Source organism: Streptomyces sp. YIM 98790 (assembly GCF_011421595.1).
In the GTDB taxonomy this organism is placed as follows: Bacteria; Actinomycetota; Actinomycetes; order Streptomycetales; family Streptomycetaceae; genus Streptomyces.
The window spans coordinates 19628-36742 of record NZ_WTLH01000036.1 but is presented as its reverse complement, the minus strand read 5'-3'; the positions used below and the strand labels follow the sequence as shown (position 1 = coordinate 36742).

The 17115-nt window shown below is 75.7% G+C and carries 14 protein-coding genes and 1 tRNA gene; 7 read left to right on the top strand and 8 right to left on the bottom strand.

Annotated elements, in window-relative coordinates:
• Window positions 1–41: 41 nt before the first annotated feature.
• A complete protein-coding gene (locus GQS09_RS09250) occupies window positions 42–1688 on the bottom strand; it encodes an amidase (protein ID WP_165985515.1) in 1647 nt (548 codons plus the stop codon).
• Window positions 1685–2701 carry a D-2-hydroxyacid dehydrogenase gene (locus tag GQS09_RS09245; protein ID WP_165985514.1) on the bottom strand — a complete coding sequence of 339 codons (1017 nt, stop codon included), beginning with the start codon at window positions 2699–2701 and terminating at the stop codon, window positions 1685–1687. The genes GQS09_RS09250 and GQS09_RS09245 overlap by 4 nt, the downstream gene beginning before the upstream one ends.
• A gap of 168 nt (window positions 2702–2869) precedes the next feature.
• On the opposite strand from GQS09_RS09245, the gene GQS09_RS09240 reads away from it, so the two are divergent.
• Both GQS09_RS09240 and GQS09_RS09235 read left to right on the top strand, forming a co-directional pair.
• On the top strand, window positions 2870–3730 hold the full coding sequence (locus GQS09_RS09240) for a decarboxylase (RefSeq protein WP_165985513.1): 861 nt from the start codon (window positions 2870–2872) through the stop codon (window positions 3728–3730).
• Window positions 3731–4029: 299 nt separating this feature from the next.
• On the top strand, window positions 4030–4773 hold the full coding sequence (locus GQS09_RS09235; RefSeq protein WP_165985519.1) for a decarboxylase: 744 nt from the start codon (window positions 4030–4032) through the stop codon (window positions 4771–4773).
• Between the two features lie 71 nt (window positions 4774–4844).
• Here the strand turns inward: GQS09_RS09235 and GQS09_RS09230 are convergent, their stop codons facing one another.
• Window positions 4845–6638, bottom strand: coding sequence for an EAL domain-containing protein (locus tag GQS09_RS09230; protein ID WP_399552461.1), 1794 nt, complete (start codon window positions 6636–6638; stop codon window positions 4845–4847).
• Between the two features lie 463 nt (window positions 6639–7101).
• Between GQS09_RS09230 and GQS09_RS09225 the strand changes: the two genes are divergently transcribed.
• On the top strand, window positions 7102–8373 hold the full coding sequence (locus GQS09_RS09225; protein ID WP_165985512.1) for a M6 family metalloprotease domain-containing protein: 1272 nt from the start codon (window positions 7102–7104) through the stop codon (window positions 8371–8373).
• 85 nt (window positions 8374–8458) lie between these two features.
• Here GQS09_RS09225 and GQS09_RS09220 read toward each other — a convergent pair.
• The 3 genes from GQS09_RS09220 to GQS09_RS09210 form a co-directional block, all read right to left on the bottom strand.
• Window positions 8459–8532 (bottom strand) — tRNA-Lys (locus GQS09_RS09220).
• Between the two features lie 62 nt (window positions 8533–8594).
• Window positions 8595–8963, bottom strand: a complete 369-nt coding sequence (locus tag GQS09_RS09215; protein ID WP_165985511.1) for a hypothetical protein — start codon at window positions 8961–8963, stop codon at window positions 8595–8597.
• Window positions 8963–10003, bottom strand: coding sequence for a phosphatase PAP2 family protein (locus tag GQS09_RS09210; protein WP_165985510.1), 1041 nt, complete (start codon window positions 10001–10003; stop codon window positions 8963–8965). The genes GQS09_RS09215 and GQS09_RS09210 overlap by 1 nt, the downstream gene beginning before the upstream one ends.
• A 263-nt stretch (window positions 10004–10266) precedes the next feature.
• Between GQS09_RS09210 and GQS09_RS09205 the strand changes: the two genes are divergently transcribed.
• A complete protein-coding gene (locus GQS09_RS09205) occupies window positions 10267–10872 on the top strand; it encodes a histidine phosphatase family protein (protein WP_165985509.1) in 606 nt (201 codons plus the stop codon).
• 53 nt (window positions 10873–10925) lie between these two features.
• On the opposite strand, the gene GQS09_RS09200 is transcribed toward GQS09_RS09205, so the two are convergent.
• The gene (locus tag GQS09_RS09200) at window positions 10926–12521 is read right to left on the bottom strand and encodes a hypothetical protein (RefSeq protein ID WP_165985508.1); all 1596 of its coding nucleotides are present in this window, start codon (window positions 12519–12521) and stop codon (window positions 10926–10928) included.
• Between the two features lie 170 nt (window positions 12522–12691).
• On the opposite strand from GQS09_RS09200, the gene GQS09_RS09195 reads away from it, so the two are divergent.
• From GQS09_RS09195 to GQS09_RS09185, 3 genes are all read left to right on the top strand, one after another.
• The gene (locus GQS09_RS09195) at window positions 12692–13171 is read left to right on the top strand and encodes a hypothetical protein (protein ID WP_243761243.1); all 480 of its coding nucleotides are present in this window, start codon (window positions 12692–12694) and stop codon (window positions 13169–13171) included.
• 75 nt (window positions 13172–13246) lie between these two features.
• A complete protein-coding gene (locus GQS09_RS09190; RefSeq protein ID WP_165985507.1) occupies window positions 13247–14116 on the top strand; it encodes a spermidine synthase in 870 nt (289 codons plus the stop codon).
• Window positions 14117–14284: 168 nt separating this feature from the next.
• Window positions 14285–16372 carry a LysM peptidoglycan-binding domain-containing protein gene (locus tag GQS09_RS09185; RefSeq protein ID WP_165985506.1) on the top strand — a complete coding sequence of 696 codons (2088 nt, stop codon included), beginning with the start codon at window positions 14285–14287 and terminating at the stop codon, window positions 16370–16372.
• Window positions 16373–16402: 30 nt separating this feature from the next.
• Here GQS09_RS09185 and GQS09_RS09180 read toward each other — a convergent pair whose 3' ends face one another.
• Window positions 16403–17092, bottom strand: coding sequence for a hypothetical protein (locus GQS09_RS09180; RefSeq protein WP_399552460.1), 690 nt, complete (start codon window positions 17090–17092; stop codon window positions 16403–16405).
• Window positions 17093–17115 lie beyond the last annotated feature (23 nt).

The window sequence follows — 17115 nt, the reverse complement described above, 5'->3', positions numbered from 1 at the left end:
CACGACGGCCCGGCGCGTGTCCGGACGGCCCGGCGGGCGGCTCAGCGGGCGGCGGCGCCCGGAAGTTCCGGCCCGGCCAGCCCGGCCTCCCAGATCACCCGCGCGGCGTGCAGCAGCCGCGCGTCGGCGTGCCGGGGGGCCACCAGCTGAGCGGCGACCGGCAGCCCGGAGCCGTCCCGCCCGCAGGGCAGGCTGACCGCCGGCTGCTGGGTCAGGTTGAACGGATGGCTGAACGGCGCCCACTCGGTCCACCGGCGCATCCCCGAGCCCTCCGGCACCTCCCGGCCGAGCGCGAAGGGGGCGACCGGCACCGCCGGGGTGAGCAGCAGGTCGTACTCCTGGTGGAAGACCCCCATGGCGTGGCCGAGGGCCATCCGGGTGTCCACCGCGGCCAGGTACTCCAGCGCGGTGCGGGCCGCCCCCTCGGCACGGATCTCCCGCAGGCCCGGATCGAGCCGGGCCGCCTCCTCCTCGGTCAGATGCCCGGTGGCGCGGGCGGCCCCGCTGAACCACAGCACCTCGAACGCGGCGCGCAGCACGGCGGGCGAGGGCACGGGCGGGTCGGTCTCCTCCACCCGGGCGCCCAGCCCGGCCAGGCCCTCGGCCAGCCGGCGCACCGCCCCGGCGATCTCCGGGGCGACCGTGATGCCGTCCCGGTCCGGGGCGCCGGGATGGCCCAGCGCCGGGGAGTACGCGATCCGCAGGCCGGCCAGCGGCCGGCCGGCAGCGGCCCCCCCGGCCGTGGCCGGTGCCGGGAGCCCGGCGGCACCGAAGCCGCCGGGCGGCAGCGGGCCCAGATGCGACCAGTCGCGCGGATCGGGCGCCGCGATCACCTCCATCAGCAGCGCGGTGTCCGCCGGGTCCAGGGCGAGCGGGCCGACATGGGCCAGGGTGCCGAAGGCGCTGGCCGGATAGGCCGGCACCCGGCCGTAGGTCGCCTTGAAGCCGAGCACCCCGCAGAACGCGGCCGGGATGCGCACCGAGCCGCCGCCGTCGGTGCCCAGCGCCAGCGGCCCGGCGCCCAGCGCCACGGCAGCCGCCGCCCCGCCGCTGGACCCGCCGGCGGTGCGTGCCGGGTCGTGCGGATTGCCGGTGGCGCCGTCCGCCGGGCTGTCGGTGACCGCCTTCCAGCCCAGCTCCGGGGTGGTGGTCTTGGCCAGCAGCACGGCGCCGGACTCGCGCAGCCGGGCCACGGCCGGGGCGTCCTCCTGGCAGGGTCGGCCGCCGGACGCGGCCAGCGCGTCCAGGGCGGAGCCGCGCCGGGCCGGATGGCCGCGCATCAGCAGCATGTCCTTGACGGTGACCGGGACACCGTCCAGCGGGCCGGCCGGCTCGCCGGCCAGCCAGCGGCGCTCCGAGGCCCGGGCCTGCGCCAGGGCGCCCTCGGCATCGATCAGCACGAAGGGGTTGACCCGCCGCTGCGCCTCCTCGGCGCGGGCCAGGGCGGCCTCGGTGGCCTGCACCGGGGAGAGCTCCCCGGCGGCGTACGCGGCGAGCAGCGCGGCCGCGGTGGCGGGCAGAGCGGAGGCGGAGGGAGTGGCGGAGGCGGAGGGAGCGGAGGGGGTGGCGGGAGCGGACGCCGCGCGCCGGGTGTGCTGCGCCTGCGGTGCGGCGGGTGCGGCGGGCGCGGCGGGTGCGGGCGGAGCCGCGGGATCGGCGGCGCGGCCGGGGCCTGCGGAACTGTTCATGCGGGGAGATCCTCCGTGACGTCCTCGGTGACGACATCCGCGGCGTGGCCCAGTTGTTTGTCCACCACCTGGTGCAGCGGCTCGCCGGCCACCCAGCGGTCGAAGTTGTCCAGGAACTGGGTGGCGAGCGCCTGCTCCCACCCGTGGGTGTCGCCGCTCATGTGCGGCGAGACGAGCACGCCCGGCAGCTCCCACAGCGGACTGGCGGACGGCAGCGGCTCCTCGGCGAACACGTCCAGCGCCGCACCGGCAAGCCGCCCGGACCGCAGCGCGGCCACCAGATCGGGCTCCACCACGTGCGCGCCCCGCCCCACGTTCACGAACCGGGCGCCCTCCTTCATCCGCGCGAACGCCGCGGCATCGAACATGCCCCGGGTGGCGGGCGTGAGCGGCGCCGCGCACACCACCCAGTCGGCCGCGGGAAGCAGCTCGGGCAGCGCCCGCGCCGGATGGATGCGGCCGAACTCGGGATCGGCGGTGCGCTCCCGCCGCCCCACCAGGTCGACGGTGGCGCGCAGCGCGCGCAGCGTCCGGGTGATCTCCCGCCCGATGCCGCCCGAGCCGACCACCACGGCCCGGCTGCCCGCCACCGTCCGGGTCTCCCGGTGGCGCCAGACCCGCTGCCGCTGGAGCTCCCACGTGGCGGGGAACTCCCGGGCCATGGCGATCAGCAGCCCGGCCACGTACTCCGCGATCGGGATGTCGAAGACGCCCCTGGCGTTGGTCACCAGGGTGGGGGAATGCACCAGCTCGGGAAAGAGCAGCCGGTCCACCCCGGCGCTGGCGGTGTGCACCCAGCCCGGCCGCGGGCCGCTGCCGGGCCAGGCGCGGCGGACCGCGTCCGAGGTGAAGTCCCAGACCAGCAGCACATCGGCCGAGGGCAGCAGGCCGGCCAGGGTGCCGTCGTCGGCATGCCGGACCGTGGCGCGGCCGGCGAGCCGGTCGAGCCGGGGCGGACGCATCCGTTCCGGGGCCGCTTCGGCACCCAGGACAACAACGCAGGGGGGTGACATCAGAGGGAAACCGTTCCGCAACGAGGGCTTGGTTGCATGGCCGGACCATGGCTCGCACAAAGGTCGCACTGGACGCCGGATTGCCACGGTAGGTACCGGAATCTACCGTCGTCAACGAGGCACCGGCCGATGCCGTGGCCCGACTTCCCGCGTTTTCCGGGGGTGCGTATGGATGTCCCGCTCCCCGACGGCCCGGAGCCGCTGTGCGGCATCGGAGTCGTCGCGCCCTTCGATTTCGCTCTGGACCGCGAGCTGTGGCGCTGGGTCCCCGACGGCGTCGCGCTGCATCTGACCCGGACTCCGTTCGTGCCCGTACAGGTGGGTCTGGACCTGGCCCGGATAGTCAGCGAGCGGGAGACGCTGCGCAGCGCCGTCCGGTCGCTGTTCGCGGTGCGGCCGAGCGCCCTTGCCTATGCCTGCACCCTGGGCAGTTTCGTCGGCGGGCTGACCGGCGAGCGCACCATGACCAGGGTGATGACGCGGGAGGGCGGGGAGGTGCCCGCGGTGACCTCCTCCGGCGCGATGCTGTCCGCCCTGTACGAGCTGCGGGCCCGCCGCATCGCGGTGATCACCCCGTACACCTCCTCGGTCACCTCGGTGCTGGTGGAGTACCTGGCCGAGGCCGGCATCGAGGTGTGCGGGCACGGCCAGCTCGGGCTGACCGGAGAGATCTGGCGGGTGCCGCACCGGGAGGTGATCGAGCTGGCCCGCGCCACCATGGCGGCGGTCACCGCGCCGCCCGAGGCGCTGTTCATCAGCTGCACCAATCTGCACACCTACGACCTGATCCCGCAGCTGGAGGCCGAGCTGCGCATCCCGGTGGTCTCGGCCAACCAGGTGACGATGTGGGATGTGCTGCGGCGCGCCGGCCATGCCGCGGTGGGGCCCTATCAGTATCTGCTCGACCCGGAGGCGCGGTTCGGCTCCGGTACCACGGCCGGGCTGGTGGACGGGCTGACCGGGCTGCCGGCCGCGCCCGTGGAGCCGGAGCTGCCGCGGCAGGAGGAAGGCCCCGCGCCACCGGTCTGAGCCGGCGAGGAGGAGCGGACGACGGCCCGCCGGCGCACCCGGCCGGCGGGCGGGAGCACGACGACGGGAGAGAGATGCCCATGCGCGCGTTCGGCGTGCCGACCGAGACAGTGACCGATGCCGGGACCGCCACCGGGAGCGCCACGGGGAGCGCCGCCGGGACCGAGACCGGGACCGAGACCGGGAGCGAGACCGGGACCGTGCCGGAAGCGGTGAGGGAACCGGGGACCGGGACGGCGGGTGACGCGGCCGTCGGCCGGGACACCGCCGAGGCGGAGCGGCAGCCGCGGGACGCCGCCGTGGACCGGGCGGCGGAGGCGGTCGCGTTCCTGTACCCCGGGCATTCGGCCGAGGACGACTTCCCCCGGGCGGCCCGGCTGTTGCGCGCCGCCGGCACCCGGGTGCGGCTGCCGGTGCTGCACACCGACATCGGGACCGACGCACACCGGGTGGACGCGCTGCTGGAGATGGGCGCGGCGGCCCGGCTGAGCGCGGGGCTGGCCGGACCGGACGCGGCCGGTGCCGGTGCGGTGCTCTGGGCCTGCACCAGTGGCAGCTTCGTCCGCGGCTGGTCGGGCGCGCGGGAGCAGGTCCGGGCGCTGGCCGCGGCGGCCGGCGGCCGGCCCGCCTCCAGTACCTCCTTCGCCTTCGTCCATGCCGCGCGGGCGGTCGGCGTCAGCCGGGTGGCGGTGGCCGCCACCTATCCCGGGGACGTGGCCGGGCTGTTCGGGAAGTTCCTGGGCGACGCCGGTTTCACGGTGACCGGGGTGCGGTCGGCCGGGATCATCACCGCGGCGGAGGTGGGCACCTGGGGGCCGGAGGAGGTGCTGCGGCTGGTCCGGGCCGGGGACCGTCCGGACGCCGATGCCGTCCTGGTGCCGGACACCGCGCTGCACACCGTCGGCTGTCTGCCGGAGCTGGAGCGCGAACTGGGCAAGCCGGTGCTGACCGCCGTTCAGGTCACCGTCTGGGAGGGGCTGCGGCTGCTGTGGCCGGAGCGCCGGGCCGTGTGCCCGGCCCTGGGCACGCTCTTCGCCGGCTGAGCCCGCGCGGGCTCCCGGCCGTCCCGTCGTCCGTCCCGTCGTCCGTCCCGTCGGGCCGGCCGGCGGGCGGGTCAGCGGCGGCGGAGGGTGCGCGCGATGAGCTGGAGCATCACCTCCGGCGGCATCGGCCGGGAGTAGTGCCAGCCCTGGCCGGTGTCGCAGCCGATCCGCTTGAGCCGCTCCGCCTGGGCCGCGCCCTCCACGCACTCGGCGGTGACCGTCAGCCCCAGCGAGTGGGCCAGCTGCACCAGCGCCGTGACGATGGTCTCGTCGGCCGGGTTGAGATGCCGGGCGGTGCGGAAGCCGCGCACGAACGTGCCGTCCAGCTTCAGGCCGCGCACCGGCAGCCGGCTGAGATAGGCGAGGTTGGAGTAGCCGGTGCCGAAGTCGTCGATGGCGATCCGCACACCCATGTCGGACAGCTCCTGAAGGGCCTGGAGCGGACGCCCGGCCGAACCCATCACCGCCGACTCGGTCAGTTCCAGCTGGAGCAGCCCGGAGGGCAGGCCGGTCTGGTCCAGCACCCGCGCCACATCCGCCACCAGGTCGGAGTCCCACACCTGGCGCACCGCCACGTTGACGCTGACGTACAGCGGCGGGTCCGGGTACAGCCGCCGCCAGTGACTGGCCTGGCGGCACGCCTCGGCCAGCGCCCAGCGGCCCAGCGGCACGATCGCGCCGGTCTCCTCGGCCAGACCGATGAAACGGTCCGGCCCGAGCCGCCCGTACTGCGGGTGCTGCCAGCGCACCAGGGCCTCGGCGCCGCGCAGGGTGTTGTCGGCCAGCGAGACGATGGGCTGGTACTCCAGCAGGAACTCGCCGCGCTCCACGGCCGGGCGCAGGGTGGCGGAGAGCGACTGGCGGGTCATCCGGTGCGCGTTGCGCTCCGGGTCGAACAGGGTCCAGCGGGCCCGGCCGTCGGCCTTGGCCCAGTAGAGCGTGGTGTCGGCGGCCTGCATCAGGCCGGTGACGGTGGTGCCCGCGCACTCCCGCTCCACCACGCCGATGGAGGCGGACACGGCCAGCCGGTGGCCGTTGATGTCGAACGGCCGCTGGAGTTCGTCCAGCACGGCGGCGGCCAGCCGGGTCAGCTCCTCGGTACCGGAGGAGGACTCCACCAGGAGTGCGAACTCGTCCCCGCCGAGCCGGGCCACCAGGTGGCTGCCGTCGCCGCTGCGTGCCAGGCGGGTGCCGACCGCGCGCAGCAGACGGTCGCCGAGCCGGTGGCCGAGGGTGTCGTTGACCGCTTTGAAGCCGTCCAGATCCAGGTAGCACAGGCCGATCCGGCCGGTGGCGGACTCGGTGAGCGCGGCGGCCAGCCGCTCGAAGAACAGGGTGCGGTTGGGCAGCCGCGTGACCGGGTCGTGCTCCTGGAGGTGGCGCAGCCGGGCCTGCAGGTCCCGGCGTTCCCCGACGTCGGTGAGGGTGAGCAGCCGCACCCCGGAGGAGGTGAGGGTGGTGAGTGAGATCTCGGCCCAGACGGAATGGCCGTCCGCGTGTTTCAGACGGCGGACGGGCCCGGCCGAGCGGGTGTCCGGCTGCGGGGCGGCGCGCCGGGGCCCGGTGGCCGGGGAACCGCCGGACGGCGGCGGCGGAGAAGCCGGCGCGGAGGGCGGCTGGGGGGTCGGGGCGTGCAGGGCGTCCAGGGCGAGGGCCAGGGCCGGGAAATGGTCGGCCGGCATCCCGGCCAGCCCGTCCGGATCGGCGCCCAGCAGGCGCCCCAGCGCCGGGTTGGCGGCGAGTACCCGCCCGTCCGGGCCGAGCATGGCCATCGGCGGCCGGGCGGCGTGGAACGCGGCCCGGAAGGCGGCTCGCTTGTCACTCTCCGTGAGGAAATCGGGTTTGGTGCTCAGGGGTCCGTTCACCGATGGCTCCCGGTGGGGTGGGCCGCGCGCTTAAGGCCGTGGCGGGGTGCTCCCCGGCGCGCCCGCCGGGTGTCCGAGGGCAACCGCGCCGGAAGTGTGGCGATCATAGAGCCACCGGACGGCGCTATCCAGTGCCCCGAATCGTCTCTTCATCGACGCTGCGCAGTGGCTCCGACACCCATTCGACACATTCGACGCGGCCGGCCGATGCGTGTTCGACGTCCCGGTGCCGCCTTCCGGGCGGCAGTTGTGCGGTGCATGCGGCGCCGCAGTGCCGGATGACCGTTTCTGCGTGGCGGCTGCGCCCTCCCGACCGTTCCCGACTGTTCGATACGCACCGTAGTCATTCTGCGGATGACCCGAGTGGGCTACGGCGGTACGACAGAAGTCCGCACTTCACATCAAAGTGGTGCAGAAGTCGTCACTGCCGGCACCGGCGGGACGGGAGGTGGCAATGGGGCATATGGGGCATGAGCAGGAGCGGCGGGAGAACCGTTCCGGCACCGGGTGGCGCCGGGCGCGCCGGCCGCTGTACCGCCGGCCGGGCCTGGTCATCGGGTGCGTCTCCGTGCTGATCGGCGCCGGCTCCATGGCCGGGCCGGGTGAGAACGCGCGGGCCGACGAGCCGTGCAGCCTGCCTCGCCACTCCGTGCACCACTCGCTGGGCCTGGACACCTGGAACGAGCACTACCCGCGACCGGACCGGGACCTGCGGGCGGCGATGTTCTTCCTGTCCTTCCCGGACGCCGAGCCCTCCGTCACGCCGGAGGCCCTGGCCGGCCACTACTTCCCGGCCACCGCCGACTTCTTCGGCCGCGCCTCGTACGGGCAGTTCCGGCTGCACGCCGAGGTGGCCCCGGACTGGGTGCCGATGCCCCGGGAGTCCGCCGCCTACGGCATCCGGCGGGACTGGGCGCCCGAGCAGCGCTCCGCGTATCTGCGGGACGCGCTGCGGGTGCTGGAGCCGCTGGTCGACTTCGCCGCCTACGACGTCATCTATCTGGTCGCCGATCCCGGCGCCCCCGGGGTGGACGCCGACGCCACCAAGGTGGTCAACTTCGATCGGCCGGTCAGCGTCGGCGGTGCCGAGATTCGACGGCTGGTGACCGTTTTTGAACAGACTCCGCCGGACCGCAATGTGCTGGCCCACGAGACCGGTCATGTGTTCGATCTGCCCGACCTCTACCGGCGTCCGGACGCCTCGAACGGTGACTGGGACACCCATGTGGGGGACTGGGACGTCATGGGCAGCCAGTTCGGACTGGCGCCCGATCCGTTCGGCTGGCACAAGTGGAAGCTGGGCTGGCTCACCGCCGAGCATGTGGACTGCGTCAGCGCGCCCGGCGTCACCCTGCACACGCTGCAGCCGCTGGGCGCCCCGCTGGACCCGGTGGACCCGGAGGGCGACACCCGGATGGTGGTGGTGCGCACCGGCCCCAGCGAGGCGCTGGTCGCCGAGGCCAGGACCGCCACCGGCAATGATGCGGACGCCTGCTCGGAAGGGGTCCTGCTGTACCGGGTGCGCAGCGATGTGCCGTCCGCGCAGGGGCCCGTCGAGGTGCTCGACGGCCATCCCGGCACCGGCGCCTGCCACGGCCGCTCGGTGCACCCGAGGCTGGCGGACGCGCCGCTGGCCGCCGGTGAGAGCTACTGGGACGCGGAGCGCGGGGTGCGCTTCGAGGTCGGCGAGCCGACCTCCACCGGCGGTTGGCATCTGAAGATCGTCCGCCACTGAAGAATCGTTTCCCCCGCACCGGCCGGGGCCCCTGCGACACAAGCCGGGGTCCCACTCGCGCGGCGAGTGGGACCCCGGCTCCCGGTACGCCGCCAGGGACTCGAACCCCGGACCCGCTGATTAAGAGTCAGCTGCTCTAACCAACTGAGCTAGCGGCGCCCGTCGACACTGCTGTCGACAGGGAAAACGTTAACACCCCCGTGGGGGAGCGCCAAAATCGGTTACTCCCCGGGTTCGCGCCGCTCCAGCTCGCGGCCGAACTCGATCATCTTGCGGGCGTAGTCCGCGGTCCAGCCCGCCCGCTCCGCGATGTCCTCGGCCGTCAGCCGGTCGAAGCGCCCCGGATCGGCCAGCTGGGCCGCGGCCATCGCCTGGTAATCCACCGCCCGGTCGGCCGCCGCCTGGAAGGCCAGCGCCAGCTCGGTGGCCCGGCCCAGCAGCTCCCCGGCGTCCGTGAGGGACTCCAGGTCGAAGAAGTGCTCGCGCTCCGGCTCCGCGGAGGCCGGCTCGAAGAAGAGTGCCGCCGGACGGCGGTGACGCGGCGGTCCGTCGCGCCGCTCGGGATTCCGGCCGGGCTGGGGCTGGGACATCAGAGCGGATCGCCTCCCTGGGGATCGGTGCCGGGCCGCCCGCCGGACGCGGGCCGTGCCGGGGACTCCCCGGAGGAGCGGTGCCCGGCCAGGGCAGGCGTGGTCCCGCCCCCGTGGCTCGGTCCATTGTGCCGTGCCGTGCCGTTTGCGGACTCCGCCGGTGCGACGGCTTCCTGCCCCGCCGCTCCCCGCTGCACGGGAATTCCCACCGCACCGGCCGCACCCACCGCACCGGCCACGCCCGTCGCTCCCGCCGCGCCCGCCGCACCAGGGACGGCCGCGGCGCCGGGCAGGCCGAGGCGGGCCTTGGCCCGGTCGGCCAGGCGCATCGCCGGCTCCGCCAGCAGCCAGCCGGTTCCCATCACCAACACCCCCGCCGCCGCGTCCAGGAAGTAGTGGTTGGCGGTGCCCATCACCACCACCGTGGTCAGCACCGGGTACCCCACCGCGGCGGCCCGCACCGGGGGCCGGCCGGAACCGAACCGCCAGAGCACGATCCCGCACCACAGCGCCCAGCCCACGTGCAGGCTCGGCATGGCCGCGTACTGGTTGGTCATGTACCCCAGGCCGCTGGGCGCGCTGGCCGCGTCCGACCACCAGCCCCAGTCGCTGTACTGGGCCAGGCTGTCGGTGAAGGCGTAGCCATGGCCGGGACCGAGCAGCCGGGGCGGGCAGGTCGGCATCAGGGTGAAGCCGATCAGTCCGGTCAGCGTGGAGACCATCAGCCAGGTGCGCTGGCGGCGGTACTCGGTGCCGTGCCGCCGGAACAGCCACACCAGCACCACCGGGGTCACCAGATAGTGCAGCGCCGCGTAGAAGAACGCCCCGGGCACGCCCAGCCAGGCATGGTCGGTGAAGAGCCGGTTCAGCGGCACCTCGGCATGCAGCCAGAGCGTTTCCTCCAGCCGCAGGATCGCCAGGCCGTTGTCCACCGCCGTGCCGACATCGCCGCGGGCCAGCAGCCGGGCGCCGGAGTAGGCACCGTAGACGACCAAAATCAGCGGCAGCTCGGTCCACCAGCGGGGCCGGACACTCGGCATGGGCTCTCCAGAACATCGACAACATCGACAGGCGTACGGTGTGCGCGCGGTCCGTCCATGACGTGCGCCGGTGCGGACGACCGGCCTACGGTATGCCGTCGGACAGCGAGGCAGACGCCGGGGGAGGGGCGAACGGTTGCCTCGGGCATCATGAACCGGTATGTCTCCCGGCGGTTCCGAGCGCCCGGCAGCCCCCGGGGGCCGGGTGAACCGGCGGAAAGCCGGAGGAACCAGAGGAACCAGAGGAAGAGAAGAGAGCAACCATGGCACGGCGCATCCTGCTCGTACGGCACGGCGAGACCGCGTGGTCGGTGAGCGGCCGGCACACCGGCCGCACCGATGTGCCGCTGCTGGACGAGGGCCGCACCATGGCCAAGGCGGTCGGCGAGCGGCTGCGCGGCGCCCCCTGGAACGGGCTGCCGGGTGCGCTGGTGCGCACCAGCCCGCTCTCCCGCGCCCGCGAGACCTGCGAGCTGGCCGGCTTCGGCGACCGCGCCGAGCCCTGGGACGCCCTGCTGGAGTACGACTACGGCGCCGAGGAGGGCCGCACCCCGGAGCAGATCCGGGCCGTGCGCGGGGCCGGCTGGACGGTCTGGCGGGACGGCGTGACCGGCGGCGAGACGATCGCCGGGATCACCGCACGGGCCGACGAGGTGGTGGCCTGGACGCGCTCGGACGCCGTCGGGGACCGGGACGTGGCGCTGTTCGGGCACGGGCACATGCTGCGGGCGGTGGCGGCGCGGTGGCTGGGCTGCGAGGTGGCCTTCGCGGAGCGCATCCGGCTGTCCCCGGCCTCGCTCTCGGTGCTCGGCTGGGCGTACGGCGTCCCGGTGATCGCCCGCTGGAACGACACCGGCCACCTCGACTGACCGCTGTCCCCGCCCCGCGCCGCGCGGAGTGCCGCGCGCCGCGCGCCGGGCGGTCAGCGGGGGATGCGGGAGAGGAAGGCGGCGACCTCGGGGCTCCCGGCCGCATACGGCCCCAGCAGCCGCGCGGTGTCCCGCAGCATGCCGGTGATACGGGCCGAACCGACCTGCGCCAGCAGATCCAGGGCGTCCTGCCCGGCCGCGGCGGCCTCCTCCGGCTGCCCGCCGCGGGCCAGGTTCCCGGCCAGCGCCGCGGTGAACAGTGCCTGGTTGCGGGCGAAGTGCGGCTCCTGCAGGCGCGCGGCCTCGCGCGCGCTGTGCACGGCGCGCGGCCAGTCGCCGAGCGCCGCCCAGCACTGCGCCTCCAGCCAGGCGTATTCGGCCGGGCCGAAGAACGACATCCACTCCGGGTCCTCGGCCCGCGGCCCGCGGTCGAACAGCGACGCCGCCCGGGACAGGGCCTGTTCGCAGCCGCGGCGGTCCCCCTGGCCCGCCCAGCCCCCGGCCTCGCGCAGCGCCAGCAGCGCGCGGAGCTGGTCCGAGGGAAGCCCGCGGGCGGCCTGCTGGCCCGCCTGCGCGGCCCGGACCGCCTCCCGGTGACGGCCGGAGTCCCCGGCCAGGAAGGCGGTGTTGCAGAAGGCATGCGCCTCCAGGGCCGCGTCCCCGTTCATCCGCGCGGTGGCCAGGGCCTCCGCGTAGTACGAGCGGGCATCGGTGATCCGGCCGGAGTCGTGGGCCAGCCAGCCGACGGAGACGGCGAGTTCGCCGGCCCCGTTGTGCAGCCGGTCGCTGAGGTCCTGGCGGCGGGCTCCGGTGTCGAGCAAGTGGTAGGCGTGGCGCAGGGATTCACCGGCCTGCCGGTAGATCCCGTCGGCGCCGTGGCGGTCGTCGACCAGCCGGATGGCGCGCACGGTCTGCTCGACCGCGCCCACCTCCGGCTCGCCGACGCGGACCGGCGCGGGCCCGGCCGCCGCGGAGGCGGGCGCCGGCCACAGCCGGCCCAGCGCCGCGACCGCGGCCGGGCCGCCGGTCATGAACGCGCGACGTAGCACGTCGCTCTCCTCTGGTCCTGGTCCAGGTGCTGCGTGTCCTGGCTGTTCTTGTGTCCTTGCCGGTGTCGTTGCCGGTGTGGTGGCGGGCCGGGGTCCTGGGCGCGGGGCCGGGGAACGGAACGAGAGGTGCCTGTGGTGCTCCGGGGACTGCTGTTGCGTCAAGATGTTCCCCGAACTGCCACGCATGGCAAGGGGTCCCGGTTCACTTTCCGCCCCCGGCCCCGGCCCCGGCCCCGTCCCCGGCTTCGGCGACGCTGCCGTCGGCGGCCCGCCGGCCGCCGCGCCGGGGTTGGCCCGGCCGGCCCGGCCGCGCACCGCCTGCCTGGGGGCGAAGCCCAGGTCGGTCAGCGTGCGGTCCGGGAACATGTGCCGGAAGACCCGCTCATAGGCGTAGTTGGGGCAGCGGATCTCGCCGGCCTCCACCCGGCCGATGTAACGGGCGTCGCACGACACCCGTTCCCCGATCTCCCGGGCGGCCCGCCGCACGGCCGCCGCGAACTCGGCCGGCGACCGGTCGCCGCGCAGCGCGCGGAAGATCAGGTTGGGAACGGGAGGTCCTGCCCCGGCCGTTCCCGGTGACGCTGATGATGCCGACGTCATGGCCGGAAGGTACCGGGCCGAGGGGGTGTCACACAGCCGGTTTGGTGACAAACCGGATATCCCACCCAGGATCTGCCATGAAATGCCATCCTTTGCGGCATGCCTCGGGCGTAGCTCTTGACGGACTTCTCCGTTGGACATGACAGGACCGACAGCGGAGGAGGCTTCCGATGCTGAACACCTCAGGAGCGGGCGTGACGGCCCGGCGCCGTACTGCCCCCACCCCCACTTCCCCCACTTCTGCCCCCGCCCCCCTCACCGGCTCCGGCCCGTCCGGCCCGCCGGGCGCGGACCGTCCCTGGGACCTGGTCACCGTGCCGGCCCGGGAAGGGCTGGAGGCCGTCGACATCCTGCGGCTGCGCAGTGAGGTCGGACCGGTGCTCCACGACCGGGACGGCGACACCGTCGGCTTCCTGGTCCCGCCCGGGACCTGGGAGTCCTGGGATCTGCCCGGCAGCGCCTGCACCCAGACGTACAACCCGGTGCGCGGCACCGACCGGCCGCCGGTGATCGGCGCCGGATGGGTGCTGCCGCCCGGCAGCACCAAGGTGCTGGCCACCGCCCCCGAGGAGCTGCGGGACGCGCTCGGCGAGGCGGCCCGCACCCTGCGCGCCGCCGAGCGGGCCGGCCACGTCTCCGGCCTCGGCTGACCGTACGGCACTCCACCCGGCGGCCCGGCCGGCGGGCCGGCCGACGCCGCGCCCGGCAGGGCGATACTGGTGGGCATGGCCAGGAGGAACAGGACCGGCGGCGGCCGGATGCGGCGCATCCCGGTGACCGCCGAGGTGCGGGGCGGCACCGCCGAACTGGTGCCCGATCCGGACCGCCCGGAGGCCTGGGAGCTGCTGATCGACGGCGCTCCGCAGTCGCATGTCGACCTGGCCGAGCCCACCCGCCTCGCCTTCGAGTACCAGCGCCGGCTGGGCCATGCCGCGGATCTCGCCGCGCCCGCGGGACGGCCGCTGGCCGTACTGCACCTGGGCGGCGGCGCGCTCACGCTTGCCCGCTATCTGGCGGCCACCCGGCCGCGCTCGGTGCAGCAGGCGGTGGAGTCCGACACCCTGCTCACCGGCTTCGTCCGGAAGCATCTGCCGCTGCCGGACGGTGCCCGGATACGGGTACGGGGCGCGGATGCCCGCCAGGCGCTGGAGCGGCTGCCGCAGGGCTGGGCCGATCTCGTCATCGCGGACGTCTTCGCCGGGGCCCGGACCCCGGCGCATCTCACCAGCGGGGAGTTCCTCGACGCGGTACGGCGGGTGCTGCGGCCGGGCGGCTGGTACACGGCGAACCTCACCGACGGGCCGCCGCTGCGTCATCTGCGGGCGCAGGCGGCCACGCTGCGGAGCCGGTTCGCCGAGTGCGCGCTGATCGCCGATCCGGCGGTGCTGCGCGCCCGGCGCTTCGGCAACGCGGTGCTGGTGGCCGCGGACGGCCCGCTGCCGGTGGCGGAGCTCACCCGGCGGGCGGCCGGCGATCCGCATCCCGGCCGGGTCCTGTCCGGCACCGGGCTGCGGGACTTCGCGGCCGGAGCGCCGGTGGTCACCGACGCCACGGCGACCGCGTCCCCGCCGCCTCCGCCGGGCACCTTCGGCTGAGCCGGGCCCGTCCGCCGCCCCGGTGTTTCGGCCGGGCTGCGCGGGACGCGCGCCAAAGTGGGAGGTTTGCGGTGTTGCGCCGGGCCCGGGTGCGTATGGTTTCCAGTGCGCCGAGTCCCGGCCGCCGGAGCCGGGCCGGCCCCGGCCGCGGCAGGAGGTGGTGCGGAAGTGAAGGCCGTGCTGCGTGAACTCCCTGCGCTGCTGCCGGTCGCCGGGTTCCACGCGGCCGGCTGGGCGCTGGTCGCCGGCTGCCCGGCGCTGGTGCCGGCGGCCGTCGCGGCGTACGGGCCGGTGCCGCTGGTCCTGGGCCTGCCGGTGCTGCCGGTCTGGTGGGCGCTGCTGCGCGCGCTGCTCGCCGCGTCCGGCCGGCACCGCCACCCGCTGCCGGAATCGGCCCCGCTGGGCCGGGACGAGGCACCGGGGCTGTGGCGCACCGTCACCGCCCTGGCCGAGGCCGCGGGTACCCCGGTCCCCGACCGCATCCGGCTCACCCTGCGCCCCGCCGCCTTCACCACCGTCGTACCGGCCGGGCGGATACGGCCCGTGCGGCGGCCCGTGCGGCGGTCCCCGGGGCGGTTCCTCCGGCGGCCGCGGCACGGCCCGGCCGGGTCCTGCCTCTACCTCGGGGTCCCGCTGCTGGCCGGGCTGCCGCCCGAGGAGCTGCGGGCCGTGCTGTGCCGGGAGCTGGCGCACGCCGGCCGTACGCACCGGGACCCGGTCCCGGCGGTCCGCCGCGGCGCGGCCGCCCTGCGGGAGCTGCGCGAGGAACTGCGCGCGGCCGGGGCCGGGCACCGGCGCACCGCCCCCTGGCACCGGCTCCAGCACGTCACCCTCGCGCTGTGCTGCCGGCTCCACGACCTGGCCTCACTGCCCGCGCGGCGGCGCCAGGACTATGCCGCCGACGCGCTGGCCGCCGCCGTCACCGGGCGGCGCCCGGCCGCCCGTTCGCTGGCCGCGACCGCCCTGCTGGCCGCCGCCTGGGAGGACTTCCGCACCCGGTTCCTGGACCCGATGCGCCGGGCCGGCCGGGTGCCCGACGAGCCGCTGCGTGCCTTCGCCGCCATGCTCACCGACCCCGACTACGAGGCCGGGCTTGCGCACTGGCAGGAGTCCCTGCCGCAGACCGTTCCGGGGCTGCCGCGCCGCCTGGCCCGGCTGGCCGCCGGGGAGCCCGGCGCGGGCGGGGCTGCCCGGCAGCCGGCCGGGCCCGCACCGGCCGGGCCGGTGGCCGTCGCACCGTACGGTCCGGCCGAGCCGGTGCCCCGGACCGCGTGGGCACACCTGCTCGGCACCGCGCGGCCCCTGCCCTGGCAGGACTGGACGGACGAGGCGGCCGTGCTGCACACCCACTCCGCCCTGGCCGATCTGCACGACGCCCTCGGCTACCTGCCCCGGTGCACACCGACCCTGAACGGCGTGCTCGACCTGCTGGCCGACGGACGCCACGAGGAACTCGCCGCGATCCTGGAGGACACCGGCTGGGGCGAACGCCAGTGGGGCGAACTGGGCGAGGCCGCCCCCGAGGCCGCGCTGCGGGCCCTCACCGGCCGCGGCCTGGCCGCGGCCGGCCGCGCCGGCTGGGTGGTCTCCTGGCTCGGCCCGCCCCGGCTGGTCACCTACGACAGCGAGGCCGAGGAGGCCGTCCGGCTGGCCGCCGACGTCCTGGACGATCCCACGGCCGTGCCCCGGCTCCGTTTCCTGCTCACCCTCTCCGGGGTGAATCTGGCGCTGCCGCTGGACCGGCCGCCCGGTGACTGGCCGCCGCCGGAGGAACACTCCGCGCACCGGCATCCGCTGCACCGCGGCTGGTACGTGGCGGCCGGGCTGGCCGGGGTCGTGCTGTTCCTCGGCTATGCCGCCTGTGAGCCGCCGCGCAGTCCGCTGTCCGAGCCGACCGCACAGGAACCGGTGCCGGAGCCCTCGCTGTCCGTGCCGCCGGCCGTCCGGGACGACCCGGACCGGACCGGGCCGTCGCCGTCGCCGTCGGCCTCCGGCTGCGCCGCGGCGCCCGCGGCCACGGCCGACGGGGGATGTGCCGGGGAGCGTCCGGGCACCGGCGGCGGGAGTGCACCGCCGGAACCCGGGGTGGTGACCGTCCGGGCCGGGGACACCCTGTGGGCGCTGGCCTGCCGCTACCGCACCACCGTGGAGGAACTGGCCGCGGTCAACCGGCTGCGCGGCACCCGGCTGCAACCGGGACAGTCACTGACCCTTCCGGCGGGCGCCGGGAGGCTCACCCCCGCGGCCTGCGACTGACCGTCTCCGGCAGCCCGGCCCCGCGCCGGGCTAATCCTCGTATTCCTCGATCGCCGGGGGGTGGCCGTTCCAGACGCAGAAGACGGAGATGGCGCGGTCGTTCCGGGAGAAGGTGACCCGGATCCAGGTGTCCTCGTCCCACACCTGCATCTCCCACCCGGCCTCCGGGGCCGCCGACACCAGTTCGGCGTAGTCCTTCCGCAGGTCCAGCACCACCCGGCCGCCGTCCGTGGCGACCGTCTCCACGGTGCCGTAGGCGGACCCGGCCTCGGACTCGGGCTCGGCCTCTGCCCCGGCCTCCCCGTCCCGGAGTGTGCCGCCCGGCTCGTCCGGCGTGCCCGGCGGATCGGAGCCGTCCCCGTCCCCGCCCCCGTCGCCGTCCCGGGCGGCGTCCGGCCCGCCGCCGCCCATGGCGGGGGGCGAGTCCTCCCGGTGCGCCCCGTCCCCGGGTCCGTACCCGTCGCCCCGGCCGTCCGTCTCCGCCGAGGGGGAACCGCCGGCTCCCTCGCCCAGGTCCTCCGGGCGCGGGCGCTGTGTGGAGGAGACGTCGGGCAGCCGTGCGCCCGCCTCCTCCCAGTCCGCGTCGGCGGAGACCGAGAGGGCCTTCGGCGGGTCGTACACCGTGCCCTTGAGCACCGAGGACACACCGAACCACGACAGCATCACGGCCGCCCAGGTCGCTGCTGCCCACAGTCCGGCGTGCACCAGAGGACGTTGCACCTGCATCACTCTAATGGCGTACG

Excerpts from the sequence above, each read along its gene's own strand:
- GQS09_RS09205 (WP_165985509.1), top strand. The coding sequence starts at position 10,267 with ATGGCACGGCGCATCCTGCTCGTACGGCACGGCGAGACCGCGTGGTCG.
- GQS09_RS09210 (WP_165985510.1), bottom strand. The coding sequence starts at position 10,003 with ATGCCGAGTGTCCGGCCCCGCTGGTGGACCGAGCTGCCGCTGATTTTG.
- GQS09_RS09245 (WP_165985514.1), bottom strand. The coding sequence starts at position 2,701 with ATGTCACCCCCCTGCGTTGTTGTCCTGGGTGCCGAAGCGGCCCCGGAA.
- GQS09_RS09190 (WP_165985507.1), top strand. The coding sequence starts at position 13,247 with ATGGCCAGGAGGAACAGGACCGGCGGCGGCCGGATGCGGCGCATCCCG.
- GQS09_RS09225 (WP_165985512.1), top strand. The coding sequence starts at position 7,102 with ATGGGGCATGAGCAGGAGCGGCGGGAGAACCGTTCCGGCACCGGGTGG.
- GQS09_RS09215 (WP_165985511.1), bottom strand. The coding sequence starts at position 8,963 with ATGTCCCAGCCCCAGCCCGGCCGGAATCCCGAGCGGCGCGACGGACCG.
- GQS09_RS09250 (WP_165985515.1), bottom strand. The coding sequence starts at position 1,688 with ATGAACAGTTCCGCAGGCCCCGGCCGCGCCGCCGATCCCGCGGCTCCG.
- GQS09_RS09195 (WP_243761243.1), top strand. The coding sequence starts at position 12,692 with ATGCTGAACACCTCAGGAGCGGGCGTGACGGCCCGGCGCCGTACTGCC.
- GQS09_RS09200 (WP_165985508.1), bottom strand. The coding sequence starts at position 12,521 with ATGACGTCGGCATCATCAGCGTCACCGGGAACGGCCGGGGCAGGACCT.
- GQS09_RS09240 (WP_165985513.1), top strand. The coding sequence starts at position 2,870 with ATGGATGTCCCGCTCCCCGACGGCCCGGAGCCGCTGTGCGGCATCGGA.